24 protein-coding genes, 1 tRNA gene and 1 pseudogene are annotated in these 23,504 nt (G+C 59.9%); 8 read left to right on the top strand and 18 right to left on the bottom strand.

Annotation, left to right across the window (positions count from 1 at the left end; translation table 11 throughout):
- From KUL77_RS10865 to KUL77_RS10855, 3 genes are all read left to right on the top strand, one after another.
- A partial coding sequence (locus tag KUL77_RS10865) for an HD domain-containing phosphohydrolase (RefSeq protein ID WP_297146945.1) occupies positions 1-1,065 on the top strand: 1,065 nt, incomplete at its 5' end.
- 112 nt (positions 1,066-1,177) lie between these two features.
- Complete coding sequence (gene mgtE / locus KUL77_RS10860; RefSeq protein ID WP_297146942.1) at positions 1,178-2,539, top strand: magnesium transporter; 1,362 nt, start codon at positions 1,178-1,180, stop codon at positions 2,537-2,539.
- A gap of 49 nt (positions 2,540-2,588) precedes the next feature.
- The gene (locus KUL77_RS10855) at positions 2,589-3,659 is read left to right on the top strand and encodes an HDOD domain-containing protein (RefSeq protein ID WP_297146939.1); all 1,071 of its coding nucleotides are present in this window, start codon (positions 2,589-2,591) and stop codon (positions 3,657-3,659) included.
- On the opposite strand, the gene KUL77_RS10850 is transcribed toward KUL77_RS10855, so the two are convergent.
- Genes KUL77_RS10850 through KUL77_RS10830 form a run of 5 tightly spaced genes read right to left on the bottom strand, consistent with a single transcriptional unit; the run spans position 3,660 to position 7,858 of the window.
- On the bottom strand, positions 3,660-4,601 hold the full coding sequence (locus tag KUL77_RS10850) for an aspartate carbamoyltransferase catalytic subunit (protein WP_297146935.1): 942 nt from the start codon (positions 4,599-4,601) through the stop codon (positions 3,660-3,662).
- Between the two features lie 29 nt (positions 4,602-4,630).
- Complete coding sequence (gene ruvX, locus KUL77_RS10845) at positions 4,631-5,092, bottom strand: Holliday junction resolvase RuvX (RefSeq protein WP_297146932.1); 462 nt, start codon at positions 5,090-5,092, stop codon at positions 4,631-4,633.
- A complete protein-coding gene (locus tag KUL77_RS10840; protein WP_297146927.1) occupies positions 5,089-5,655 on the bottom strand; it encodes a YqgE/AlgH family protein in 567 nt (188 codons plus the stop codon). Before KUL77_RS10840 ends, ruvX begins: the two co-directional genes overlap by 4 nt.
- A gap of 19 nt (positions 5,656-5,674) precedes the next feature.
- Entirely contained in the window at positions 5,675-6,805 is a 1,131-nt protein-coding gene (locus KUL77_RS10835) for a PilT/PilU family type 4a pilus ATPase (protein ID WP_297146924.1), read from the bottom strand.
- A 15-nt stretch (positions 6,806-6,820) separates the two neighbouring features.
- On the bottom strand, positions 6,821-7,858 hold the full coding sequence (locus tag KUL77_RS10830) for a type IV pilus twitching motility protein PilT (RefSeq protein ID WP_297146921.1): 1,038 nt from the start codon (positions 7,856-7,858) through the stop codon (positions 6,821-6,823).
- 126 nt (positions 7,859-7,984) lie between these two features.
- Between KUL77_RS10830 and KUL77_RS10825 the strand changes: the two genes are divergently transcribed.
- Both KUL77_RS10825 and proC read left to right on the top strand, forming a co-directional pair.
- A complete protein-coding gene (locus KUL77_RS10825) occupies positions 7,985-8,686 on the top strand; it encodes a YggS family pyridoxal phosphate-dependent enzyme (protein ID WP_297146918.1) in 702 nt (233 codons plus the stop codon).
- Positions 8,683-9,501, top strand: a complete 819-nt coding sequence (gene proC / locus KUL77_RS10820; RefSeq protein WP_297146915.1) for a pyrroline-5-carboxylate reductase — start codon at positions 8,683-8,685, stop codon at positions 9,499-9,501. The genes KUL77_RS10825 and proC overlap by 4 nt, the downstream gene beginning before the upstream one ends.
- Before the next feature lie 3 nt (positions 9,502-9,504).
- Here proC and pdxH read toward each other — a convergent pair.
- A pseudogene (gene pdxH, locus KUL77_RS10815) lies at positions 9,505-10,119 on the bottom strand (pyridoxamine 5'-phosphate oxidase); the annotation flags it as partial.
- A gap of 37 nt (positions 10,120-10,156) precedes the next feature.
- On the opposite strand from pdxH, the gene KUL77_RS10810 reads away from it, so the two are divergent.
- Complete coding sequence (locus KUL77_RS10810) at positions 10,157-10,690, top strand: shikimate kinase (protein ID WP_297146912.1); 534 nt, start codon at positions 10,157-10,159, stop codon at positions 10,688-10,690.
- Complete coding sequence (gene aroB, locus KUL77_RS10805) at positions 10,687-11,778, top strand: 3-dehydroquinate synthase (RefSeq protein WP_297146910.1); 1,092 nt, start codon at positions 10,687-10,689, stop codon at positions 11,776-11,778. The genes KUL77_RS10810 and aroB overlap by 4 nt, the downstream gene beginning before the upstream one ends.
- A 14-nt stretch (positions 11,779-11,792) precedes the next feature.
- On the opposite strand, the gene KUL77_RS10800 is transcribed toward aroB, so the two are convergent.
- The 11 genes from KUL77_RS10800 to ruvB all read right to left on the bottom strand — a co-directional run bounded on the left by KUL77_RS10800 (position 11,793) and on the right by ruvB (position 19,680).
- A tRNA-Lys gene (locus KUL77_RS10800) sits at positions 11,793-11,868 on the bottom strand.
- A 38-nt stretch (positions 11,869-11,906) separates the two neighbouring features.
- Positions 11,907-12,602 (bottom strand): 7-cyano-7-deazaguanine synthase QueC, encoded by a 696-nt coding sequence (queC, locus tag KUL77_RS10795; RefSeq protein WP_297146907.1) that lies wholly within the window; start codon positions 12,600-12,602, stop codon positions 11,907-11,909.
- Entirely contained in the window at positions 12,599-13,285 is a 687-nt protein-coding gene (gene queE / locus KUL77_RS10790; protein ID WP_297146903.1) for a 7-carboxy-7-deazaguanine synthase QueE, read from the bottom strand. Before queE ends, queC begins: the two co-directional genes overlap by 4 nt.
- Positions 13,286-13,294: 9 nt before the next feature.
- Positions 13,295-14,074, bottom strand: a complete 780-nt coding sequence (ybgF, locus tag KUL77_RS10785; RefSeq protein ID WP_297146900.1) for a tol-pal system protein YbgF — start codon at positions 14,072-14,074, stop codon at positions 13,295-13,297.
- A complete protein-coding gene (gene pal, locus KUL77_RS10780) occupies positions 14,074-14,601 on the bottom strand; it encodes a peptidoglycan-associated lipoprotein Pal (protein ID WP_297146897.1) in 528 nt (175 codons plus the stop codon). The genes ybgF and pal overlap by 1 nt, the downstream gene beginning before the upstream one ends.
- Positions 14,602-14,680: 79 nt before the next feature.
- Complete coding sequence (gene tolB / locus KUL77_RS10775; protein ID WP_297146894.1) at positions 14,681-15,991, bottom strand: Tol-Pal system beta propeller repeat protein TolB; 1,311 nt, start codon at positions 15,989-15,991, stop codon at positions 14,681-14,683.
- A 107-nt stretch (positions 15,992-16,098) separates the two neighbouring features.
- On the bottom strand, positions 16,099-16,983 hold the full coding sequence (locus tag KUL77_RS10770; protein ID WP_297146891.1) for a cell envelope integrity protein TolA: 885 nt from the start codon (positions 16,981-16,983) through the stop codon (positions 16,099-16,101).
- 10 nt (positions 16,984-16,993) lie between these two features.
- On the bottom strand, positions 16,994-17,443 hold the full coding sequence (tolR, locus tag KUL77_RS10765) for a protein TolR (RefSeq protein ID WP_297146888.1): 450 nt from the start codon (positions 17,441-17,443) through the stop codon (positions 16,994-16,996).
- A gap of 5 nt (positions 17,444-17,448) precedes the next feature.
- Positions 17,449-18,237, bottom strand: coding sequence for a protein TolQ (tolQ, locus tag KUL77_RS10760; RefSeq protein ID WP_297146887.1), 789 nt, complete (start codon positions 18,235-18,237; stop codon positions 17,449-17,451).
- Positions 18,237-18,653, bottom strand: coding sequence for a tol-pal system-associated acyl-CoA thioesterase (gene ybgC, locus KUL77_RS10755; RefSeq protein WP_297146884.1), 417 nt, complete (start codon positions 18,651-18,653; stop codon positions 18,237-18,239). Before ybgC ends, tolQ begins: the two co-directional genes overlap by 1 nt.
- Positions 18,646-19,680: a Holliday junction branch migration DNA helicase RuvB gene (gene ruvB / locus KUL77_RS10750; RefSeq protein WP_297146951.1), complete on the bottom strand. Its 1,035-nt coding sequence runs from the start codon at positions 19,678-19,680 to the stop codon at positions 18,646-18,648. Before ruvB ends, ybgC begins: the two co-directional genes overlap by 8 nt.
- A gap of 135 nt (positions 19,681-19,815) precedes the next feature.
- On the opposite strand from ruvB, the gene KUL77_RS10745 reads away from it, so the two are divergent.
- The gene (locus KUL77_RS10745) at positions 19,816-21,591 is read left to right on the top strand and encodes a sensor domain-containing diguanylate cyclase (protein WP_297146881.1); all 1,776 of its coding nucleotides are present in this window, start codon (positions 19,816-19,818) and stop codon (positions 21,589-21,591) included.
- On the opposite strand, the gene KUL77_RS10740 is transcribed toward KUL77_RS10745, so the two are convergent.
- Positions 21,588-23,498, bottom strand: coding sequence for a potassium transporter Kup (locus KUL77_RS10740; protein ID WP_297146877.1), 1,911 nt, complete (start codon positions 23,496-23,498; stop codon positions 21,588-21,590). The two genes, KUL77_RS10745 and KUL77_RS10740, sit on opposite strands and share 4 nt — an antisense overlap.
- Positions 23,499-23,504: the final 6 nt, after the last annotated feature.

Genomic DNA, 23,504 nt, shown 5'->3' with positions numbered 1-23,504 from the left:
ATTTATGACCGCTACGGCATGCTCCTACTGCGGCAAGGTGGCACCATCGAAAGCGAAAGCCAAGCACAAACACTACTGGATCGCGGCTGTCTAATTGCCGATCAAGAAGCGAACGAAACGCAGGCGGCAGAAGAATTTCTTGGCCCCATCGTCCCCTTCGCAGCCATCACCCAGCTCCAGTCAGATATTGGCTTACTACATAGGCAAATATTGAGCGGCACAGCCACCAACGCTGACGAAACAACCGCCCGCATGGCTGAGACTATCACCGATGCTATCCATCGCGACGCCGATGCTGCCCTTTCCTCGATGCAGCTTCAACTTGACCCAAGCGATCACGCTGCACGGCAAACCCATGCTGCCGTGATATGCATCTTTGCTGCACGCGCACTGCGTCTCGACGACGCCACCGTTCATGATCTCGCTTGCGCAGCACTCACTTATGACATTGCGCTTGGCCCAATCTCCGCTCAGCTCAACGCGCAAAGCACGGAGCTTACTCTCGAGCAGCGCCAGCTCATTCGTATGCATCCAGAACGCGGTCGACGTTTACTGGAGGATGCAGGCATAACCAACCCTGTTTGGCTGGACGCTGTCTTGCATCATCATGAACGCCTAGACGGCTCAGGCTACCCAGACGGCCTGCGTGGCGATGCGATATTACGCCCCACACGCTTGCTCGCCATTGTCGATATCTATACGGCAATGCTGCGTCCACGGTCTTATCGCGACGCACTCCCTGCCCGAACGGCATTGCGCAATATTTTTCTGGAGCGAGGGAAGCAAGTTGATGAGGCTTTTGCAGCTGCCTTGATCAAGGCAATTGGAATCTATCCCCCTGGAACCTTGGTTCGCCTTGAAAATGGCGAAATTGGAATCGTCTTACACCAAGGTACTGACGCCGCCACCCCACTTGTCGCCCGCCTTATGACCCCAGAGGGGTATCTGACCAGTATGGTTGAAACTCGCGACACGCGAGCACCCGGCTTTCAAATTACCGATTCGGTACCGCAAGATCGTTATCCGGGGCTGACATCCTTTAATATCGCCTCACTTTGGATGTAACAGCCAAATCAAGCTCGTTTATTGTCCGTACTCAGGCGATAATAGGCCGGTTATGAACACTTGATCTTGCGGCTGCGAGACACGCCGCGCCCCTCACCTTTTGGGATTTCGCATGGCAGAAACCGTCCGCCACGATAAGACTGCGCGCCAACTGCGCCTGCTCTCCGACGCGCTCGGAAGCGGCCGCTTGGGCCCAGTCAAGCGGATGGTCAACACCCTGTCTCCGGCGGAGATTGGCAATCTGCTGGAATCACTGCCCCCCGGCAAGCGCAGTGTGGTTTGGGGCTTGGTGGAAGCCGAGGACGACGGTGAAGTGTTGCTGCATGTGGGCGATGAAGTGCGTGAAAGCCTGATCGCCGACATGGACCCGGACGAACTGATCGCCGCCGCATCCGATCTTGATATCGACGACTTGGCCGATCTGGTGGAAGACCTACCCGATACGGTGATCGACGAAGTCTTGAAGTCGATGGACCGGGAGAACCGCGAGCGTCTCGAACAGGTGCTGTCTTACGATGAAGACACCGCCGGGCGCTTGATGAACCCCGACGTGGTCACCGTGCGCGCCGACACCACCGTGGACGTGGTGCTGCGCTATCTCCGTCTGCGCGGCGAATTGCCCGACCACACCGATCACCTGTACGTGGTGAGCAAGCGTCACCAGTTCCTTGGCCGCATTGCCCTGCAGGCACTGCTCACCCATGAGCCCAGCACGCCGATCAACCAGCTGCTCGACGACGAACAGCCCGCCATCGGTGTGGATGAAACCTCCGATGAAGTGGCGCGCCAGTTCTCCGACCACGACTGGATTTCCGCGCCGGTGGTGGATGACAACAACATCTTGCTGGGTCGCATCACCATCGACGACGTGGTCGATATCATCCGCGAACAGGCCGAGCATCAGGCCTTGAGCGCGGCCGGCCTCGGCGAAGACGAAGACCTGTTCAGCCCCGTTTGGCGTGCCATGCGCCGCCGCCTCGTGTGGCTGTCGGTCAATCTGTGCACCGCATTTATCGCTGCGAACGTGGTTGGCCAGTTTGAACACACCATCGACAAGTTGGTGGCGCTCGCCATTTTGATGCCGATGGTGGCCGGGCTTGGCGGGAACGCCGGTACACAGGTAATGGCCCTAGTGGTGCGCGGCTTGGCGCTGGGGCAAATTGGCGGTTCCAACATCCGCACGCTGCTTTGGAAAGAGCTGCGCGTAGCCCTGCTTAACGGCCTACTGATGGGGGCCGTACTGGGGTTGATCGTCTTGGCGTGGTTCCACAACGCCGGGCTGTCGCTGGTTATTTTCACCGCCCTTACCTGCAACCTGCTGCTTGCCGCGGCTTCGGGCGTTTTGATCCCCATCGGTCTGAAGCGCGCCGGCTTCGACCCGGCGCTCGCCAGCGGCATTTTCTTGACCGCACTGACCGACTCACTGGGCTTTTTCACCTTCCTTGGCCTTGCCACCGTAGTCCTGTTACGCTGACAGCGCATCACCCCATAACAGTGCACACGGAGAGTGGCGGCTGGCCCGCATGTTTAAGAAATTAGTTCAATTCTTTCGCAAGCCACCCGCTGCCGCTCCCGCGCAGGAGCAGCAGCCTATTGCCGTTGTTCCAGAGTCGCACGTCAGCACAGTTCAAGCAGCACCGGCGGATGCACCTTATGCCAGCGCTATTGCCGCCCCGGCGCACTACCTTCCCGTTGACACCCAATCGATCGTCACCCTGTACGGCCAATGGCTGTTGGGCTATGCCACACCCGCACCCGAAATCACCAGCCCGCATCCCAAGCTTGAACAAGCCATTGCGCAGCTAGAAGAGATCGCCGCGCATTTTGACCTGCGCCGCATCCCGCGCCTGCCTACCCTAGTGCCGCAACTGATGGCGATGATGCGCCGTGATCGCACCACCGCCAGCGACATCGCCGAACTGCTGGTGCGCGACCCGCTGCTCACCGGTGAAGTGCTACGCGTGGCCAATAGTGTCTGGTATCGCCGTAGCACCAAGGCGATCACTACACTTTTGCAAGCCGTGCGCATTATTGGCCACGAGGGGTTGCGCCATGCGCTACTGGCCTCGGTCATGCGTCCCATCATGCGCACGCAAACAGGTGGGCCGTACGCGGTGATTGGCGAGCGTCTGTGGCGGCATACTGAATCACGCATGTGGCTATGTGGAAAACTCGCCGTAGGCTATTGCGATGTCAGTGAAGCCCAGCTCGTCGGCACGCTCTCGGGCACCGGCACCTCGGCGCTGCTTCGTACCGCCTCGCTACCGTTGTTGGCTGAAACAGCTGCCGATCCAATGATGGCACCGCGCTTTATGACGATTGCCGCACGCCTGTCCGCACAAGCCGCTGCGCACTGGGAGCTGCCCGAGTCCGTCCAGTTGGCGCTCTCGCCTGAAGCCGCCGATACGCCGCTGGCCAAGGTGCTCGCGGCGTCCAACACCTTCGCTATGACTTCCGCACTGGTGCAAGCCGGGTGGATTCCGGCCGAAACCATTTCCGTGATCGAATTTGAGCCGCCCGGCTCGGCACCGGAACGGCTCTCGCTGCTGCGCCAACTACGCGCCCTGCAAGACGCCGACGCAACAACCGACTGATTACTCTACCGCGCTCAGCACCGCTTCGAGCGCCGCCATGCGCACCGCCACGCCATTGCTGACCTGACGCAATACCCACGACTGCGCGCCGTCGGCCACGGCATCGGTAATTTCCACACCCCGGTTCATCGGCCCCGGATGCATCACGATGGCATCGGCTTTGGCGCGGCCAAGACGCTGCGTGGTCAGCCCGTAATCGCGATGGTAGTCCTCCAGCGATTCCACCAATCCTTCCGTCATGCGCTCGCGCTGCAGACGCAGCATCATCAGGGCATCCACACCATCGAGTGCCGCGTCGAAATCGTGCGTGACTACGCAACCTTGCAGCGTGTCATCGTCCGGTAGCAGCGACTGCGGCCCGCATACGCGTATTTCACCGCAACCCAGCGCACGCAGGGCGTGCAGGTCGGAGCGTGCTACGCGCGAGTGCTTCAAATCACCCACGATCACGACCTTGAGCTTAGAAAAATCGTCGCCCTTGGCCTGGCGCAGGGTGAGCATGTCGAGCAGACCTTGGGTGGGGTGGTGGCTGCGCCCATCACCTGCGTTCACCACCGCAGTCCCCGCATCGGCCTCCGCCGCAAGTGCCGCCACCGCACCATCGCCCTTATGCCGCACGACAAAGCCGCGCACACCCATCGCTTGGATATTGCGGAAGGTGTCGAGATCGGTTTCACCCTTGGTAGCAGACGAGGTTGAAGCATCAAAATTTAGAATATGCGCCCCCAACCGCTGCGCCGCTAACTGAAAGCTCAGCCGAGTGCGCGTGGAGGGTTCAAAAAACAGCGTGCATACCGCCACACCCGCCAGTGCCTGCGGCGCTTGCGCTCCGCTTGCAAACGCCTGCGCACGGCGCAACAGGGCGTCCAAGCGATCCACGGGAAGTGTCTGTAAGTCCAGCAGATGCCGCTGGCGGCCAGCATTATCGATTTGCACGGTCATGGCGATCACAAAGAAGTTGAGAAATAGATTTATGGCGAAGGCCGTGGTGACGACAGCCAGCGTTCGACGATTACGACAGCCGCCACGGCGTCTAGATTTTCGGCATCACTGCGGCGGCGACGGCCATCAGCGCGCGCTGCAGCAAAACGGCGCGCGGCTTCTTGCGAGCTGTTGCGCTCATCCACCATCACCACCGGCAACCGGAACCGCTCGTGCAGGGTTTGGGCAAACGCACGCGCGGCTTTGCGAATGGGCTGATCGCCGCCGTCTAAGGTCATCGGATCACCCACCACCAAGCCATCGGGCCGCCATTCGCGCAGCAATTTTTCCACCGCGGCCCAGTCCGGGCCGGCGGCATGCACGTCCACAACGGCCACCGCACGCGCACCGCCGGTAAGGGCATTGCCTACCGCTACACCAATTCTGCGCGCCCCCACGTCAAACCCAAGGACGGTGCCATCGGGCCGAATCACGGGAGCCTCGGTGCTCATGCGTGGCCGCTATGGCTGGCGTGGTTCAGCAGGTCAATGCCAATACTGCCCGCCGCTGCCTGCCAGCGCTGCGCCATCGGCAGCTCAAACAGGACGTCCTGCCGGTTCGGCACCAGCAGCCAGCTATCGTCGGTAAGCTCTTGCTCGAGTTGCCCCGCGCCCCAACCCGCGCAGCCCAGCGCCACCAGCGCCTGCGGCGGGCCTTCGCCACGCGCCATCGCTTCCATTACGTCGCGCGAAGTGGTCAGAAACAGCCCGTCGCCAATACTTAGGGTGGAATCCCAAGCCTTATCGCCGTCGTGCACCACAAAGCCGCGCTCGGGGTGCACCGGGCCGCCGTTCAGCACCAGTTGCGCCTTGAGCCCGTTATCGCTGCAGCTCACCCCCATCTGCTGCAGCACTTCGCCGACGGTGTAGTCGGAGGGGCGGTTGATCACCACCCCCATCGCACCGTCGTCATCGTGCTGACAGATCAGCGTGACGCTGCGTTCAAAGTAGGAATCCTGCAGCGACGGCAGTGCAATCAGCAGGTGGTTCCCAAAATTTTGCGCATGCTCGTCCATGACGCGCATTTTAGCCTGTTCAGCGCGCCTCGGCGATTTCTACCCCATCGAGCCCCTGTGCCAGCGTGCGGGCGTCGCCGCCCTGCGCCAGTTTGATGCGCAAACGCACCTCGTTGGCGGAGTCGGCGTAGCGTAGCGCGTCTTCGTAGCTGATCTCGCCGGCCTGGTACAGCTCAAACAGGCTTTGATCGAAGGTCTTCATGCCCAGCTGCACGGATTCCTTCATCACTTCCTTCAGCTTGTGGATCTCGCCATCGCGGATGTAGTCCTGCACCAGCGGGGTGCCGAGCAGAATTTCCATCGCCACTCGGCGCGCTTTACCATCGGGGGTGGGGATCAGCTGCTGCGCGACCACACCTTTGAGGTTCAAGGACAGATCCATCAGCAACTGGTTGCGGCGGTCTTCCGGGAAGAAGTTGATGATGCGGTCCATCGCCTGGTTGGCGTTATTGGCGTGCAGGGTGCACAGCACCAAGTGGCCGGTTTCGGCAAACGCAATGGCGTGGTCCATCCCCTCGCGGGTGCGCACCTCACCGATCATGATGACGTCGGGTGCTTGGCGCAGAGTGTTCTTCAGCGCGTTCTCCCAGCTATCGGTGTCGATGCCGACTTCGCGCTGGGTGATGATGCAGCCGTCGTGCTTGTGCACAAATTCGATCGGGTCTTCAATGGTGATGATATGCCCGGTGGAATTGCCATTGCGGTAGCCAATCATCGCCGCCAGCGACGTGGACTTACCTGTACCGGTGGCGCCCACAAACAAGATGATGCCGCGCTTGGTCATTGCCAGTGTTTTGATCACCGGCGGCAGGTTCAACTCTTCCACCGAAGGAATGCGCGTTTCAATCCGGCGCAGCACCATGCCTACTTGATTGCGCTGGTAGAAGCAGCTCACGCGGAAGCGGCCCACGCCCGACACACCGATGGCGAAGTTGCATTCGTGGGTTTTTTCAAACTCTTCGCGTTGCTGCGGCGTCATCACGTTCAGCACCAGATCGCGCGACTGCTGCGCCGTCAGCGGATTCTGGGTGATCGGTGTGATTTTGCCGTTGACCTTCATCGACGGCGGCATCCCGGCGGTAATGAAGAGGTCGGACGCCTTTTGGTGCGCCATCAATTTAAGAAACGAGGTGAAATCAATGCTGCTCATGGCGGGCTCCAGGCCTTATTCGAATAACCGCTTGTCCTTGGCATATTCGCGCGCCTGCTGGCGGCTGACCATGCCGCGCTTGACCAGCTCTTGCAAATGCTGATCCAAGGTCTGCATGCCCGCGTTCTGCCCGGTTTGAATGGACGAGTACATCTGCGCCACTTTGTCTTCGCGGATCAGGTTACGAATGGCGGGGGTGCCCACCATGATTTCCCATGCCGCAGTACGACCGCCGCCCACTTTCTTCAGCAGCGCCTGCGCGATCACGGCGCGCAGCGATTCCGACAGCATCGAACGCACCATCGGCTTTTCGCCCGCCGGGAACACGTCGATGATACGGTCGATGGTTTTGGCCGCCGAACTGGTATGCAAGGTGGCGAACACCAAGTGGCCGGTTTCGGCCGCGGTAAGCGCTAAGCGGATGGTTTCAAGGTCGCGCAATTCGCCCACTAAGATGATGTCCGGGTCTTCACGCAATGCCGAGCGCAGCGCCTCGTTGAAGCCGTGGGTATCGCGGTGCACTTCGCGTTGGTTGATCAAGCATTTTTGCGAGGTGTGCACGAATTCGATCGGGTCTTCCACCGACAGAATATGGCCGTACTCGTTTTTGTTGATGTGATCGATCATCGCCGCCAGCGTGGTGGACTTACCCGAACCAGTAGGCCCGGTGACCAAGATCAAGCCCTGCGGCTGCTCGATCAAGTCCTTGAAGATGCGCGGGCAGCCAAGGTCTTCTAGGGTCAGCACTTCCGAGGGAATGGTACGGAACACCGCACCCGCGCCTCGGTTTTGGTTGAAGGCGTTGACACGAAAACGCGCAAGACTGGGAATTTCGAAGCTGAAGTCCACTTCCAAAAATTCTTCGTAATCGCGGCGCTGCTTGTCCGACATGATGTCGTACACCAGCGCGTGGACTTGCTTGTGATCCAGTGCAGGAATGTTGATACGGCGCACGTCGCCGTCCACACGGATCATTGGCGGCAGGCCTGCGGAAAGGTGCAGGTCCGATGCTTTATTTTTTACGGAAAATGCCAGAAGTTCGGCGATATCCATGCTTGCCCCTCTACGTCGTTATTTCGTGAGCGTTCCCTGAAAAGGCGACCAACGGCTGGCACCGGCCGCACCCCGCTGGCAGTATGAGCGTCAGACTCGCCGCGTTCAACTCCCGTGACACAGACAATGACCACCCCACTTGCCGCTTCCCTGCAAGCCGCCCTAACCTCTATTCATAACGCGAAGGCATGGCCAAACCGGCCAGAGCCGCGTTTACTGGCCGTTTCCAAAACCCGAGAGGCCGCCGACATCGCGGCCATGGCCGCCGCTGGCCAGCGCGCGTTCGGTGAAAATTATGTGCAAGAAGCCCTACCCAAAATCGAGGCACTACGCGCACAAGGGCTGGAGTGGCACATGATTGGCCACCTGCAGTCAAACAAAGCCGACGTCGCCGCGCGGGCCTTCGACTGGGTACAAACCGTTGATCGGCGCAAGCTGGTGGAAGCACTGGCCAAGCATCGGCCCATCGATCGCCCCCCACTCAACTTGCTCATTCAGGTCAATATCGACGATGAAGCCAGCAAAAGCGGCTGCGCCCCTGAAGCGGTGGCCGAGCTTGCCGCGGCGGTTGCGGCCCATCCCAATCTAAAGTTACGTGGACTGATGGCGATTCCATCCCCAGACCCCGATATGCAGCGCCGTCACGCCGCATTCCGGGCGATGTCGGCATTATTCGACACCCTCAGCGCGACCTTTCCGCAGATCGACACGCTCTCAATGGGCATGAGTGAAGACTTTGTTGCCGCGATTGAAGAAGGTGCGACCATGGTGCGCATCGGCAGCGCCCTATTCGGCCCCCGCCCCCCTAAATTGGAATCTTCAGTATGAATACCAGCATCGCATTTATCGGCGGCGGCAATATGGCGCGTAGCCTGATTGGTGGCCTTATTGCACAGGGCCGCCCCCCCGCATCGATTCGCGTAGCCGAACCCGTACCTCCGCTACGTGAGGCGCTGCAGCGCGATTTTGGCGTTGCCGTGTTCGAGCACGCCGAAGAAGCGGTGACCGGGGCCGACACGTGGGTGTTTGCGGTCAAACCACAAGTGATGCGCCCAGTGTGCGAAGGGCTGGCCAGTGCCGCGCAGTCTGGCAAACCACTGGTTATTTCCATTGCCGCCGGCATTACCGCCACCCAGCTCGAACGCTGGCTGGGCGGGCGGTTGCCGGTGGTGCGCACTATGCCCAACACCCCTGCCCTGCTTGGCGCTGGTGTTACCGGGTTATTTGCCACCGCAGCGGTGGACGCAGCGGGCAAGCAACTCACCGAAACGCTGCTCTCTGCTGCGGGCAAAACGGTTTGGATTGCAGATGAAGCGCAGATGGACGCCGTGACGGCCGTTTCCGGCAGCGGCCCGGCCTATGTGTTTTTACTGGCCGAAGCCATGATCCACGCGGGCGTTCAAGAAGGTCTGTCCGAGCCCGCAGCGCGCACACTGGCCCTACAAACGGTACTCGGTGCGGCGCGCATGCTCACCGAGTCCAATGTCGATGCCGCTGAGCTGCGCCGCCGGGTAACCTCGCCCAATGGCACCACGCAAGCAGCAATCGAAACCTTTGAAGCGGGCGGCTTCCGCAGCCTTGTGGACGAGGCCATCCACGCCGCGCGCGTACGCGGTGTAGAGCTTTCAGCCGCGAACGACTAAGGCTTACGGGTACAGCATGCGCTTGGCCCATTGGCCTTGCGCATCGCACTCGTACAACCAGCGCTCGTGCAGGCGGTACTGGGCGGCGTACCAAAACTCCACTGCGTGGGGAATCACACGAAACCCGGTCCAACGCGGCGGGCGCGGCACGTCGCGGCCATCGAACTCTTCCGCATAGTGAGCAAGGCGCGCATCGAAGGTTTCGCGCGCATCCAGCGTTTCCGACTGATGTGAAGCCCAAGCCCCTAATTGGCTGCCGCGCGGGCGGCTGGCGAAATACGCATCGGCCTCGGCTTCAGAAACCACTTCCACCGCGCCTTCGATACGCACCTGCACACCTTCGCGCACGCGCGGCCAATAGAACAGCAGCGCCGCCTTGGCGGTGGCTTGCAGCTCGCGCCCTTTGCGCCCATCGAGATGGGTGTAGAACACGAAGCCTTGGGCGTCGTGCTCTTTCAGTAGCACGATACGCGCAGATGGCTGCCCCTCGCCCCCCACCGTGGCCAGCGTCATGGCCGTGCGGTCGGGTTCACCTGCAGCCAACGCCTCGGCAAACAGGGTATCGAACTGAGACAGAATTTCGTCAGATAAGATTTTCATGGCGCTATTGTCACCTGCGCGCGCCCTGCGCGCATCTGCCTGTTAGCATGCTGCGATGCAAAATCACGATCACATCCTCCTTATCGGCCCCATGGGCGCGGGCAAAAGTACGCTGGGTCTGGCTCTGGCCGCGCTGCTTGGGCGCACACTTTTGGATGTGGATGCGCAGATCGTGATGACGGCGGGCAAGCCTATCCCCGTTATTTTTGAAGAGGAAGGCGAAGCGGGGTTTCGTGAGCGCGAAACCCAGGCCCTGCGTGACCTCATCAACGCCCCAGCAGCAGTGATCGCCACCGGCGGTGGCGCGGTGCTGCGCGAAAAAAACCGTCGCATCATGCGTGCTGCGGGCATCGTGGTGTATCTGCAAGTAGCGCCCGATATTCAGTTGCAGCGCATTGCTGGAGACGCCAACCGCCCCCTCCTGCACACCGACAACCCCGCGCAGCGCCTTGCCGATCTACAGGCACAGCGCGAGCCGCTGTATCGCAGCAGCGCGCAGCTTTACTTCGACACCTCCACACTTGACCCGCAGGCCGCAGCCGCCACGCTGGCCGCGCAAATCGCATCGTTCAAGGCCCAACACGCATGAACTCTCCACGTCACACCGTCACCGTTGCAGGCAGTGCCCCCTACGACATCCATATCGGCCCCGGCTTAGTGCAAGACGGCGCGCTATTAAGCGCCACGCTGCGCGGCCGCCACGTGCTGATTGTGAGCGATAGCCACGTTGCACCGCTTTATGCCGCACAGGTGGAAGCTGCCCTACTGGCCGCTAGGCCCGAATTACTCATTGCCCAACATGTGATCCCTGCGGGTGAGGCAGAAAAAACGCTAAACAACTTTGGGGGCGTCATTGAAGCGCTGGCCGCACTTGGCGCAACCCGCGACGCCTGCGTCATTGCTTTGGGCGGCGGCGTCATTGGCGATATGGCGGGCTTTGCTGCGGCGTGCTGGATGCGCGGAATTGACGTAGTACAGCTCCCCACCAGCCTCTTGGCGATGGTGGATTCCTCCGTGGGTGGAAAAACGGCAGTAGATATTCCGCGGGGAAAAAACCTCGTTGGTGCGTTTCATACCCCGCGCGCGGTGATCGCCGATACCCGCGTCCTGCACACGCTGCCACCGCGAGAATTGCGCGCTGGCCTAGCTGAAGTCATTAAATATGGTGCGATTATCGACGCCCCGTTTTTGCACTGGCTTAGCGCACACTGCGACGCGCTCCTTAGTGGTGACGATGCCGCACTAAGCGAAGCCATTGCGCGCAGCTGTGCCCACAAAGCCGCGATTACCGAACGCGATCCGTTTGAACACGGCGAGCGCGCCCTGCTCAACTTCGGCCACACCTTCGGCCACACGATCGAGGCCGAACAAGGCTATGGCGAAGGCCTGAATCATGGTGAAGCGGTGGCCGTTGGCATGGTGCTGGCCGCCCGCCTATCGGCCGCACTTGGCCTTGCCAGCGCAAGCGACGCCGACGCGCTGCAGGCCCTGCTGCATCGCTTCCAGCTACCTACCGCCATTCCGAACGGACTCTGCGCAGACGCGCTGCTGGCGCGCATGTACCTTGACAAAAAAGCCCAAGCAAGCGGTCTTCGATTCATTCTATGGAGTGCGCCCGGCCACGCCAAGATTGTGGCGAATGTGGCCGCGGATAAAGTGCTTGAGGTGCTGCGCTGAAGTGCGCGATGAGATGGTGGGTCGTGATGGATTCGAACCATCGACCAGCGGATTAAAAGTCCGATGCTCTACCGACTGAGCTAACGACCCACAAAAAGCATCCCGGCATTGCGCCGGGGGTGCATATCTTAACCTATGTTTGCCCCAATGTATCGGGTTGGGTCTGAAATTTTTGCATCTTCAAACCCTTGCGCACGTAAACGGCAGGCATCGCAGTGGCCGCACGCCAGCCCATCTTCATCGGCTTGGTAGCAGCTTACCGTCTGCGCGAAGTCCACACCTAGGCGGATTCCTTCCTTCGCAATATCGGCCTTGGACAGCGCCATGAGCGGTGCATGGACGCGAAAACGGCTGCCTTCCACACCGGCTTTGGTGGCCAAATTGGCGAGCTGCTCGAAACCTGCCACGAACTCCGGACGGCAGTCGGGATAACCGGAATAGTCCACCGCGTTGACGCCGCAGAACAAATCCGTGGAGCCAAGCACTTCGGCCCAGCCCAGTGCCACCGACAGCATGATGGTATTGCGCGCAGGCACATAGGTGGAAGGAATCCCCTGCCCGATCACATGCCCATCGGCCTCAGTGGGCACGGCGATATCGTCGGTGAGCGCCGAGCCACCAATGCTGCGCAGATCGACATGCACGGTTTTGTGTTCGCTTGCACCCAGCATTTTCGCCACACGCGCGGCGGCGTCTAATTCTGAAGTGTGCCGCTGGCCGTAGCGCACGCTGAGCGCATAGGTTTCGAAGCCCTGCTCACGCGCCATGGCCAAGACCACGGCCGAGTCCATGCCGCCCGATACCAAAACAACTGCCTTTTTCATCGGCCCGGCTCCTCGCCCCAAAGAATTTTGTGCAGCTGCATCTGAAAGCGCACTGGTACTTTTTCAGTCACGATCCAATCGGCCAATTCGCGCGCCTGCACTTGGCCAGCACTGGGTGAAAACAGCACATCGCAGACGGTGTGCAACTGGTATTGCGCCACGATGTCTTTCGCCCAGTCGAAATCTTCGCGCGAGCAAATGACGAACTTCACCTGATCGTGCGTGGTGAGCAGCGGAATATTGGCCCAATGGTTGCGCGCCACTTCGCCCGAGCCCGGTGTTTTGATATCCATCACCCGCGACACGCGCGCATCCACGTTGCCAATATCCATCGCCCCGGATGTTTCCAGCGACACGATATAACCGGCATCGCAGAGTTTTTCCAGCAGATGCACGCAGCGCTTTTGCGCCAACGGCTCGCCGCCGGTGACGCAGACATGCCGCGCACCGTATTTGGCCACTTCTTCTAAAATGGCGTCGATCTCCCACCAGTTGCCGCCGTAAAATGCATAGGTGGTATCGCAATACTGGCAGCGCAGGGGGCAACCAGTGAGGCGCACAAAGACCGTAGGCCAGCCCGCATCGCGTGCTTCGCCCTGTAGAGAAAGAAAAATTTCGGTGAGTTTTAGGCGCTCACGCGGGCTCTCGGCCGCAATGGTGGCCGTATGTTCATCAGCGTTCATTGGCTTAGTTTAACGGCTGCTTGTGAACTGAATCGAACGCAGCCGTTCATCGGCGATGCGTGCCACATCGGAATTAGGGTAGCGCTGAATGACTTGCCGAAGCGTGGCCACGGCTGCATCGGTGTGCCGCAAGCCCTGCTGCGAAAGGCCCAATTTGAGCAACGCGCCGGGGGCTTTATCGTGGGTGGGGTAGCGGCCAAGCAGTGCTTTGAACTGATCGGCGGCCAACGCATAGTTCTGCGTCACGTAATAACTTTCACCCAGCCAATACAGCGCATTGGCGGCCAATTGGCCACTGGGAAACGAGTCCAAGAACGCGTGCAGACGCCGCGCCGACTCGACGTAGTCGCCCGACTTCAGTGCTTCGAATGCGTGGTTATACGCACTTTGCTCGTCTTTTGCGGCAGGTGCTGAAGAGGCGGCTGCAGATACGGTAGGCGCTGCAACGGCTGGAGCAGGGGTTTCTGACACTGGCACCGACGCTTGCGCGGGTGCGGGAGTACCCCCTTCTAGGCGATCCAAGCGCCCGCTTAGATCGAGGTATTGCGCACGCTGGCTTTGCTTGTTCTTTTCCAACTGCTGCTGCAGTTCTTCCAACTGGCCGCGTAGGTCTTGCACCTCTTGCCGTAGCTGGGTCATTTGGTTGACCAACTCGGTACCGCTTTGGTCTCCTGCTGCGCGCGTTTCAAGAGCGGCTACCCGGTCGGCTAGGCTGACGCGCTGCGCAGAGGCGAGCGACGGTGCTAAAAGCACCGCCGCTGCCACACAAAGGATGGCCGAACGGCGCATCACTTCTCGGTGTAGATCAGTTCAACGCGGCGGTTCTTCGACCAGCACGCTTCGTTGGAATCGTTGCACACCGGGCGTTCTTCACCGTAGCTGATCACGGTCAGCTGCGACGGCGAACCACCGTTGGCCTGCAGTGCGGAGTTCACCGCATTGCCACGGCGCTCGCCGAGGCCAAGGTTGTATTCACGGCTACCGCGCTCGTCGGCATTGCCTTCCAGACGCAGGCGGGCGCTCGGACGGTCACGCAGGTACTTGGCGTGGCAGTTCATGATCGCGGCAAACTCCGGCTTCACCAGGTCTTTGTCCAGATCGAAGTAGATCGTGCGCTGGATCAAGCAGGCATCGCTGTCGAGGTCGGCCGGGGTGTACACGCCGGACTTCGGTGCTTCTTGGGGCGCAGCAGCCGGGGCTTCAACCTGCGGAGCCGGGGGGGTTTCTTTGACTTTCTTCGAGCAGCCAACAGCGACTGCCGAGGCCAGAACGGCCAGCGTCAACACACGTGCAACATTGGGGATGGAAACAGCCATGGGTAATTCCTCGTCGTGGTATTACAAAAAAGCTGAATCCGGCCAGTCTAGCCGGTTCAGATGTCTTTAGGGCGTGAGACTAACGCTTCCGGTAGGGGGACCATGCCGGTTCGCGCACATCACCTTCGGCCAACATAAGCCGCTGGCGAACACGGCCATCGGCAGATACGGCATACAGCACGCCACGGCGCCCTTCACGCGCGGCGTAGAGCAGCATCGCGCCATTGGGCGCAAAGCTAGGTGATTCGTCCATCGAGCCGGGCGAGAGCATGCTCCAGCGCGGGCTTCCGGTACTGCGGTCCATCAGCGCGACGCGATAGACATTGCCTGCACCTTGCGCCGTGGCGAGCTTTTTGCCGTCGAATGAAAGCGACGGGCTGGCGTTATAGTTGCCTTCAAACGTCACCCGGCTGGCGCTGCCGCCGCTGGAAGACACTTGGTAAATCTGCGGGCGGCCGCCGCGGTCTGAGGTGAAATACAGGCTAGCACCGTCGGGGGTCCACACCGGCTCGGTATCGATCCCGAAATGATTGGTCACCTGGGTAAGGTGCTTGCTGCCCAAGTCCATCACGTAAATATCGGGGTTGCCGCCTTTCGACAGGCTCATCGCCAGCTTTGAACCATCGGGTGAAAAGCTGGGCGCGCCATTGATGCCGCGGAAGCTGGTGATGCGGTTGCGGCTGCCGCTGGCAATGTCTTGAACCCAGATACCCGAATTACCGCCCTCAAAACTCACGTAAGTGAGCTTGCGCCCGTCCGGGCTCCATGAAGGTGACAGCAGCGGCTCGCGTGAATTGACCACAGCGCGCGGGTTAAAACCATCGGAATCGGCCACCATCAGTGCATATTTGGTGTCACGCCCCAGCCCGCTGGAGGTGACATAAGCAATGCGCGTCCAGAACGCACCCGGCACGCCAAGAATTTTCTCATACACGGCATCGCTGATCTGGTGCGCCACATCGCGCATGGCACTGCCCGGCGCGGAGAGCGCAAAGCCCAGTAAGCGCTCCTGTTTGGCTACATCAAAGAGTTCGTATTCGGTGCGGTAACTATCGCCGCTTGCAATGCAGCGGCCAATCAGCAAGAAATCTTGTTTGAGCATGCGCCAGGTGGGGTAAGCCACTTCGCTGCCCTGCACCGGGCGCTCCGGCAGGCTGGCCGGTTCGGGGGAACGAAATTGGCCGGAGCGCGCGAGATCGGCGCGCACCACATCGCCTACATCGGTATCCCCGCAATTGCCGCCAAACGGCACCACAGCAATAGGAAGCGCTGCTGCATTGCCGCCTACGATGTCGATTTCGAGCCCTTTAGACTGCGCAAACGCCGCCACGGGCAGCAGGGCGGCAAGCAATAGGGCTAGCGACGCAGTGCGACAACGGATTGAATTCATAAGATCCGGCGTTTTCTCGACAGCAAGATGAACAGGATGCGCGAAATTGGTGAAGAATGCATGAACGCCAGCGGACTAAGGGGCTAAAAAGCCTCTAGAAACCGGGATTATCGGTCTTCTGCTACGAAATTCAGCTCAAGGTTGCGATTAAATACATTTTCAAAACCCGCGTAAGGCAGCGGCGAGGCCTTCAATACGGCCGCCTCTACCGACCGCCGTCCCAGTGCATCAAATGGGCAGGTGGGCGAAATATCCACGTCGGTGACTTCACCGCCGGGGATTTGCCGAATAGAGATGCGGCAGCGCTGCCCTAGGGGTACGGTTTCCGGGCGCGTCCATTGCCGCAAGATGGCTTGCTGCAAGGCGGCGGCATATTTGGCGGAAAGGCTTGGGTCGGTGCCGCGATTCCCCGGCGAGGGCGTCTGTTTGGTGCCGCGCGCATCGACCTGCTGTTGGGCGCGCTGCTCGGCCATGCTGCGGTCTTTGCTGGCCTGCTCGCGCAGCTTGCGAATTTCTTCCAGCTGCTGCTGTTTTTGCCGTTCCAGCGCGCTTTGCTTGTTTTTTGCGTTGAGCTCTACTTGCGGCGGCTGTTTGCGCTTTTCTTCTTGCTCTTTCGTCACCTTCTTTACTGGTGGCGCCTCGGCATTGCGCTGCACGCGCTCTTGTTCCACCGGCGCGGGCTCGGGCACGGGTGGCGGCAGTTCTTTCGGCGCGGGCACTTCTTCAGGCAGCGGCTCGGGGAGGGGCTTCGGCTCGGGCTTAGGTGTTGGCGCAGGAGCTTCTTCCTTCACCGGGCGTTTTAATGCGCGCTGCATGGAGGCGCTTAAGTCCGACATCGTCACCAGATCGGCTTCAACCGGCTCACCTTCCGCCGACAGCGGTACGCTGCTGCGCGACCACTGCAACCCCGCAAACATCAGGGCAAACAGCAACGCGTGCAGGAGCACGGCCTGCACGATGGCGATCGAGGTATCGGTACGGGTCTGCCTCACAAGCGCCCCATTACTGCCCGGACTGTACCGGCGCGCCCATCAAACCCGCACGCGGTACTTTGGCATCACGCTGCAGCAGTGAAAGCACGGCATAAACAGTTTGATAGCTCACGTCGCGGTCGCCTGCCACATAGACCGGCACATTGGGGTCGGCCTCGACAAAGGCGCGCACCTTGGCCACCAGCTCGGCTTCGTTCACGCGCTGCGGGCGATCTACGCCTTCGTAGGTGATCGCCAGCGCGCCGTCTTTATTCACCTGCACCACCACCGGCTGCTTTTTATTTTGCTCCAGCGACTTGGCATCGGCTTGTGGCAGGTTGACGTCCACGCCCACGTTGAGTAGCGGCGCGGTGACCATAAAGATGATGAGCAGCACCAGCATCACGTCGATGTAGGGCACCACGTTGATGTCGGACTGCAGCTTGCGTTTACGCCGCCTGCGTACGGAAAGAGTGGCCATCTGGCTTACTCGTCGCCGCTGGTTTGGCGCTGCAGGATAGAGGAGAACTCTTCGCCGAAGGTTTCATAACGCACCGCCATACGCTCGGCGCGGGTGGCGAAGCGGTTATACGCCCACACCGCCGGGATCGCCGCGAACAGGCCCATAGCCGTGGCCACCAGCGCCTCCGAGATGCCCGGCGCCACCGTGGCGATGGTGGCTTCCTTCATGCTGGCAAGGCCTTGGAAGGAAATCATGATGCCCCAGACGGTGCCAAACAGACCCACATAGGGGCTGATCGAACCGACGTTGGCAAGAAATTCGAGGTTGCGTTCCAGCCCGTCCAGCTCACGCGAGCCTGCCGCACGCATGCCGCGCTGCGCGCCTTCCAGCGGCATACGCGCGTCCACCCCGCGGCGCTGGCGCAGGCGGTTGAACTCGCGCATCCCGGCTTCAAAAATCGCCTCTAGCCCTTCCACCTGACGGTTGCGCTCGGTGGCCGCAGCATACAGCTTGGAAAGTTCGGTGCCCGACCAAAACGCTTCTTCGAAACGATCGGCCTCTTGCTCGGCGCGGTCTAACACCCGCTTTTTGCGCAGAATAATGACCCACGACGCCAGCGAAGCCAGCAGTAACAGGCTCATCACCAATTGCACCGGCAAACTGGCGTGCAGCACGAGCTGCAGAATATTGAGGCCTTGGTCGCCATGAACGGCCGCCGCCGGCGCCGCGTTATTGGCCAGTTCAACGGTTGTCGCGGTGCCACTTTCAGGCAGCGCCTCTGGCAAGGATTGCAGCAGGGTTGAAACAAACATCAAACAGTCTCCACCAGAGATTTAAGTTGTGGCAGTAAAAATTCAGGTAACGCACGTGGGCGAAAATTGGAAGCGCGCAGAGCCGCAATTTTTACGTTCGCTTCAACCAGTAACACACCGTTGCGTTCAACCCGCTGTGTCAGTAGCAGGCTAGCCCCTCGACATTCAAGCAGGCGCACGCTGACCGAAAGCTGATCGTCCAGCCGCGCCGGGCTGCGGAAATCCACTTCCATGGCCCGCACCACGAAAACGAGGTCGGCCTCATGCTTCAAGGCTTCTTGATGCAGGCCCAATCCGCGCAGCCATTCGGTGCGCGCGCGCTCCATGAAGGCAAGGTACTGCGCATGATAAACCACGCCACCGGCGTCGGTATCTTCCCAATAGATGCGTACGGGAAGTGAAAAACAGTCAGCCATCTGCGTTCTCGAACAATGGACCCGGGCCTGCTTTGGGCTTGAAGCCAAGGTGACGGTACGCTTTAGACGTGGCCATGCGCCCGCGCGCGGTGCGCACTAGGAAGCCTTGCTGGATCAGATAGGGTTCGATCACGTCTTCCAGCGTACCGCGCTCTTCTGAGAGTGCCGCTGCGAGTGATTCCACCCCGACCGGGCCACCATCGAAGGCGTCGATGATAATGCCCAGCATGCGCCGGTCCAGCTCATCGAAGCCTTCTGGATCGACCTTCAGCATGTCCATCGCCGCACGCGCGATGCCCGCATCGATCGTGCCATTGCCCTTCACTTGCGCGTAGTCGCGCACCCGCCGCAGCAGCCGGTTGGCGATGCGCGGGGTGCCGCGCGAACGCCGCGCCAGCTCGGCCGCGCCGTCGGCGTCGCAGGCAATGCCGAGGATCTGCGCCGAGCGCCGCACGATGCGGGCCAGTTCCTCGGCCGAATAGAACTCCAGCCGCTGCACGATGCCGAAGCGATCGCGTAGCGGCGCGGTGAGCAGACCGGCGCGGGTGGTGGCGCCGATCAGAGTGAACGGCGGCAGGTCGAGCTTGATCGAGCGCGCGGCCGGGCCTTCGCCGATCATGATATCGATCTGACAATCTTCCATCGCCGGGTAGAGGATTTCCTCCACCACCGGCGACAGCCGATGGATCTCATCGACAAACAGCACGTCATGCGGCTGCAGGTTGGTGAGCAGCGCGGCAAGATCGCCTGCTTTCTCGATTACCGGCCCGGACGTCACCCGCAGGTTGACCCCCAGCTCGTTGGCGATGACGTGCGACAGCGTGGTCTTGCCGAGGCCCGGCGGGCCGAAGATCAGCACATGATCCAGCGCCTCGCCGCGGCCCTTGGCGGCCTCGATGTAGATCTGCATCTGCTCGCGCACCGGCTGTTGGCCGAGGTATTCGGACAACGACTTCGGGCGAATGCTGGCTTCCAGCGCGGCGTCGTCACGGGTTTCAGCGGGGGCAATGAGGCGGGAGTCGGTCATCGTGTCATTATCACCCACTGCCACACGAACGCCACAACTTGCGGCCTGCATTTTCTTTTGATCAACAAAGCTCTATTGTGAAACCTAGCGGCCAGCGCGAGTAACAGAATGGGGACTGCAAGCAAAATCGAGGAAGTGAGGCAACTACAGCTTCCAGCATTAGCCGCGTTTACTCTACTTATCGCAGTGAGTGGCTGGTGGTCGATTCGTTTTGCAGCTGGCCCTGCTGAATTCTCAATGCTCTGGGTACCCGGCGGCATTTTACTGGGCGCACTGCTCACCGCACCGAAGAAGCAATGGCCAATTTTTCTCGCTTGCGCATTCGTTGCTTTTTTTGCCGTCAACACCTACCTGCAGCGAGGGGCTGCCGTCAGTCTACTCTTTAGCCTTTGTAATCTTTTGGATGCGTGGTGCGCGGCTTACTTCATTACCAAGTACGCACCAGATGTTGCGCAGCTTGCATCGATCAAACGGACAATACGAATCGCTGCTGGTGCAACCTTCCTTGCCTGCCTAGCGCCCGCCCTTATTGCCGCATCTGCGCGGCATCTGTTTTTATCAAGCCCAACTTCGTTTTGGATTCTCTTTGAGACGTGGTACGCCTCCCATGTCATCGGGCTAATCATCTTCAGCACCCTTACTGTCGTTTCAAGAATTGAAGGCTGGCGCATCTTTGGCCCGCCCAAGCGGCGCGCAGAGTTGGTGGTCACTCAACTATTGATTGCACTTTGCACATGGCTGGTTTTTTTCAAACTCCCTCTCCCTATCTCATTTGCACTCCTCCCTTTATTGATAGTGAGCGTGCTGCGCCATCGATTTAGTGGCTTTGTTCCTGCCATTGCGCTTATCGCGTTGATTGCCACCACCGCCACTGCTGCAGGCCAAGGTCCGTTTGCGCACGGGCTTAATGTCACCAGCGAAGTATCGCGCACGCATACCCTGCAGCTTTATCTTTTATCGTGCTGCATGGTGGCCTTCCCCGCCGCATCGGTGTTGACTCAGCGCCGCATTTTGAACCATGCACTCAAGCGCAGCGAGCAGCAGTACCGCATGCTTGCCGAGCACTCCCGTGACCTTATCCTTCGCATCGGGCCTGCGCGCTCACTCGACTACATCTCCCCTTCCGTCACCGAGATGCTGGGCTGGAGTGCTGAGGAATTTGAACGTATCCGCTGGGAGCTGGTTCACCCGGAAGATGTCGCGGTTTTGCAAGACGCCATCTCCCCTCTTTACGCGCACGGCGGCGCAGCGAGCGCCGTGTATCGCTGCCGCCATAAGCAAGGTCACTACGTCTGGCTGGCCGCCAATCTTCAAAGTGTGCCTGAAGAAAACGGGCATTTTGCCGTGGTGTACTCGGGGCGCGACGTCACCTCACGTATCGAAGCCGAGCAAGCCTTGGAGCAACAGGCGCGCCGCGATCCACTCACGGGCCTAGCCAACCGGCTGCTCTTTGAAGAGCGCATGACACTTGCACTTGCGCGCGCCAAACGCAACCGCAGCAGTGTTGGCCTGCTGTATTGCGATGTGGATTTTTTCAAGAACATCAACGATAGCTACGGCCACGCCGCCGGCGACTACGCACTGCAAATTTTTGCCCAGCGCATGCGCCAGTGTACGCGCGCGGTGGATTTAACCGTTCGGCTGGGCGGGGATGAGTTCGCCATTCTTGTCGAAGACATCACCTCCTCGCATAACTTGGAAGTTATTGCACAAAAACTCATCACTACCATGACCGAACCTGTGACCTTCAGGGAGGTCACATTCAAGATCAGCACCAGTATTGGCATTGGCAGAAACGCCATTGGCAGTGCCGATGCGGAGCTGCTACTACAGCTTGCCGATGGCGCACTTTATCAGGCCAAGGCCGCTGGCCGCGGTACCTGGCGCTTGACAGAAGCGCCGCAGGATTAAATTTCTACCTGCGCACCCAATTCAACCAAGCGATTGCCGGGGATGCGGAAAAAATTGGTTGCCGTCGCCGCGTTGCGGTGCATGAAGGCGAATAATTTGTCGCGCCAAATCGGCATGCCGCGACGGCGGCCCGCCACAATGCTTTCGCGGCTTACGAAATAGGTGGTATCCATCGGGTTGAAGGTGAGGTCGCACTGATCACAGCTGCGCATCAATGCCACTGGCACATCGGGCGTTTCCATAAACCCATAGCGCACCGTGGCACGGTAAAAGTCGTCTCCTCCGATCGACTCTATTTTCAACCGACGCTCTACTGGCGCATATGGGATATTCAGCGTTTCTACCGTCAAAAACACATTGCGTTCGTGCAGCACTTTATTGTGTTTCAGGTTATGCAGCAGCGCATGCGGGGTAACGCTTGGGCTGGCCGTTAGGAACACAGCGGTGCCCGGCACCCGCACTGGCGGGGCCAGCATCAAGCCGGGCAAGAACACGTCCAGCTTGATACCTTCCTTACTGGTTTCTTCACGCAGCAACTCGCGGCCGCGCCGCCAAGTGCGCATCATGGTAAACAACACAATTCCCAGTGCCACCGGGAACCATGCCCCTTGCATGAGCTTGGTGCCATTGGCCACCACAAAACAAATATCCAGCACCAAGAAAACAGCGCAAAGTGCCAGAATCCAGTAACGCATACGCGGCCACAGAGTGCGTGCGATCAGGGCCAGCAGCAAGGTGTCGATCAACATCGTGGCGGATACTGAAATGCCATAGGCAACGGCCAAGTTCGACGAGCTTCGGAAGGCCAGAACCAACCCAAATACCAAAGCCGCCAACCCCCAGTTGATGGCAGGAATATAGATTTGCCCGATGGTGTCGTGTGAGGTGTGCTTGATCCGCATCCGCGGGATATAGCCCAGCTGCATGGCCTGACGCGATACCGAATAGGCCCCGGTAATTACCGATTGCGAAGCAATGACCGCCGCCATCGTGGCCAGCACGATCATGGGATACAGCGCCCAACCGGGAACCGCTTCAAAGAATGGGTTTGCCACGGCATCCGGGCGCAACAACACCACCGCACCTTGACCAAGATAGTTCAACATCAAACAGGGCAGCACGAAGAAGTACCAACCGTGCCGGATCGGTGGCGCGCCGAAATGCCCCATATCGGCATACAGAGCTTCACCACCGGTCACCGCCAGCACCACCGCACCAAAAATGAAAATGCCGTGCCAGCCGTGTTCGGTGAAGAAACGCATTCCCCACCACGGATTGAGCGCTTTCAACACCTCAGGCGCTTCGATCACATTCCACGCACCAATGGCCGCCAGCGCGATAAACCACAAGCACATCACCGGGCCAAACACTTTACCTACCCGCGCCGTACCAAACCGCTGCGCCGCAAATAGCGCAGCGAGCACAACAAGGGTAATTGGCACGATAAATGCGTCGAGCCCGGGCGCAGCAACCTCCAGCCCTTCCACCGCGCCCATCACGGTGATCGCCGGGGTAATGACACCGTCGCCAAAAAATAGCGATGCGCCAAAGATTCCTAAAATCCCCACGATATAGGCCGAGCGTGAACCATTGCGCAGGGTGCGCTGCACCAGCGCCATCAACGCCATGATGCCGCCTTCACCATCGTTATCGGCGCGCATGATGATCGTGACGTATTTAAGTGTCACCACGATATTCAGCGCCCAAAATGCCAGCGACAGCACGCCAAGCACAGTGTTATGGTCGTTTTGCAAGCCGTAGTGCGGCGAGAACGCTTCTTTCAAGGTGTAGAGCGGGCTGGTACCGATGTCACCAAACACTACGCCAATGGCACCGATGACCAAAGCCAAGCCGGCAGGATGACTGGCATGGCTGTGTGCGGCCACGGTGGTACTGTCATTTTTCATAGGCAA

The organism is Thermomonas sp. (assembly GCF_019104945.1).
In the GTDB taxonomy this organism is placed as follows: Bacteria; Pseudomonadota; Gammaproteobacteria; order Xanthomonadales; family Xanthomonadaceae; genus Thermomonas.
The sequence above is the reverse complement of the archived record's forward strand: the minus strand, read 5'-3'. Positions and strand labels throughout refer to the sequence as shown.

Coding starts and splice junctions, on each gene's coding strand:
- queC (WP_297146907.1), bottom strand. CDS start 12,602: ATGAAAAAGGCAGTTGTTTTGGTATCGGGCGGCATGGACTCGGCCGTG.
- ybgC (WP_297146884.1), bottom strand. CDS start 18,653: ATGGCTGACTGTTTTTCACTTCCCGTACGCATCTATTGGGAAGATACC.
- KUL77_RS10855 (WP_297146939.1), top strand. CDS start 2,589: ATGTTTAAGAAATTAGTTCAATTCTTTCGCAAGCCACCCGCTGCCGCT.
- ruvX (WP_297146932.1), bottom strand. CDS start 5,092: ATGAGCACCGAGGCTCCCGTGATTCGGCCCGATGGCACCGTCCTTGGG.
- KUL77_RS10850 (WP_297146935.1), bottom strand. CDS start 4,601: ATGACCGTGCAAATCGATAATGCTGGCCGCCAGCGGCATCTGCTGGAC.
- mgtE (WP_297146942.1), top strand. CDS start 1,178: ATGGCAGAAACCGTCCGCCACGATAAGACTGCGCGCCAACTGCGCCTG.
- KUL77_RS10835 (WP_297146924.1), bottom strand. CDS start 6,805: ATGAGCAGCATTGATTTCACCTCGTTTCTTAAATTGATGGCGCACCAA.
- KUL77_RS10810 (WP_297146912.1), top strand. CDS start 10,157: ATGCAAAATCACGATCACATCCTCCTTATCGGCCCCATGGGCGCGGGC.
- ybgF (WP_297146900.1), bottom strand. CDS start 14,074: ATGCGCCGTTCGGCCATCCTTTGTGTGGCAGCGGCGGTGCTTTTAGCA.
- KUL77_RS10840 (WP_297146927.1), bottom strand. CDS start 5,655: ATGGACGAGCATGCGCAAAATTTTGGGAACCACCTGCTGATTGCACTG.
- tolR (WP_297146888.1), bottom strand. CDS start 17,443: ATGGCCACTCTTTCCGTACGCAGGCGGCGTAAACGCAAGCTGCAGTCC.
- proC (WP_297146915.1), top strand. CDS start 8,683: ATGAATACCAGCATCGCATTTATCGGCGGCGGCAATATGGCGCGTAGC.
- ruvB (WP_297146951.1), bottom strand. CDS start 19,680: ATGACCGACTCCCGCCTCATTGCCCCCGCTGAAACCCGTGACGACGCC.
- tolQ (WP_297146887.1), bottom strand. CDS start 18,237: ATGTTTGTTTCAACCCTGCTGCAATCCTTGCCAGAGGCGCTGCCTGAA.
- pal (WP_297146897.1), bottom strand. CDS start 14,601: ATGGCTGTTTCCATCCCCAATGTTGCACGTGTGTTGACGCTGGCCGTT.
- queE (WP_297146903.1), bottom strand. CDS start 13,285: ATGAACGCTGATGAACATACGGCCACCATTGCGGCCGAGAGCCCGCGT.
- KUL77_RS10830 (WP_297146921.1), bottom strand. CDS start 7,858: ATGGATATCGCCGAACTTCTGGCATTTTCCGTAAAAAATAAAGCATCG.
- KUL77_RS10740 (WP_297146877.1), bottom strand. CDS start 23,498: ATGAAAAATGACAGTACCACCGTGGCCGCACACAGCCATGCCAGTCAT.
- tolB (WP_297146894.1), bottom strand. CDS start 15,991: ATGAATTCAATCCGTTGTCGCACTGCGTCGCTAGCCCTATTGCTTGCC.
- KUL77_RS10825 (WP_297146918.1), top strand. CDS start 7,985: ATGACCACCCCACTTGCCGCTTCCCTGCAAGCCGCCCTAACCTCTATT.
- aroB (WP_297146910.1), top strand. CDS start 10,687: ATGAACTCTCCACGTCACACCGTCACCGTTGCAGGCAGTGCCCCCTAC.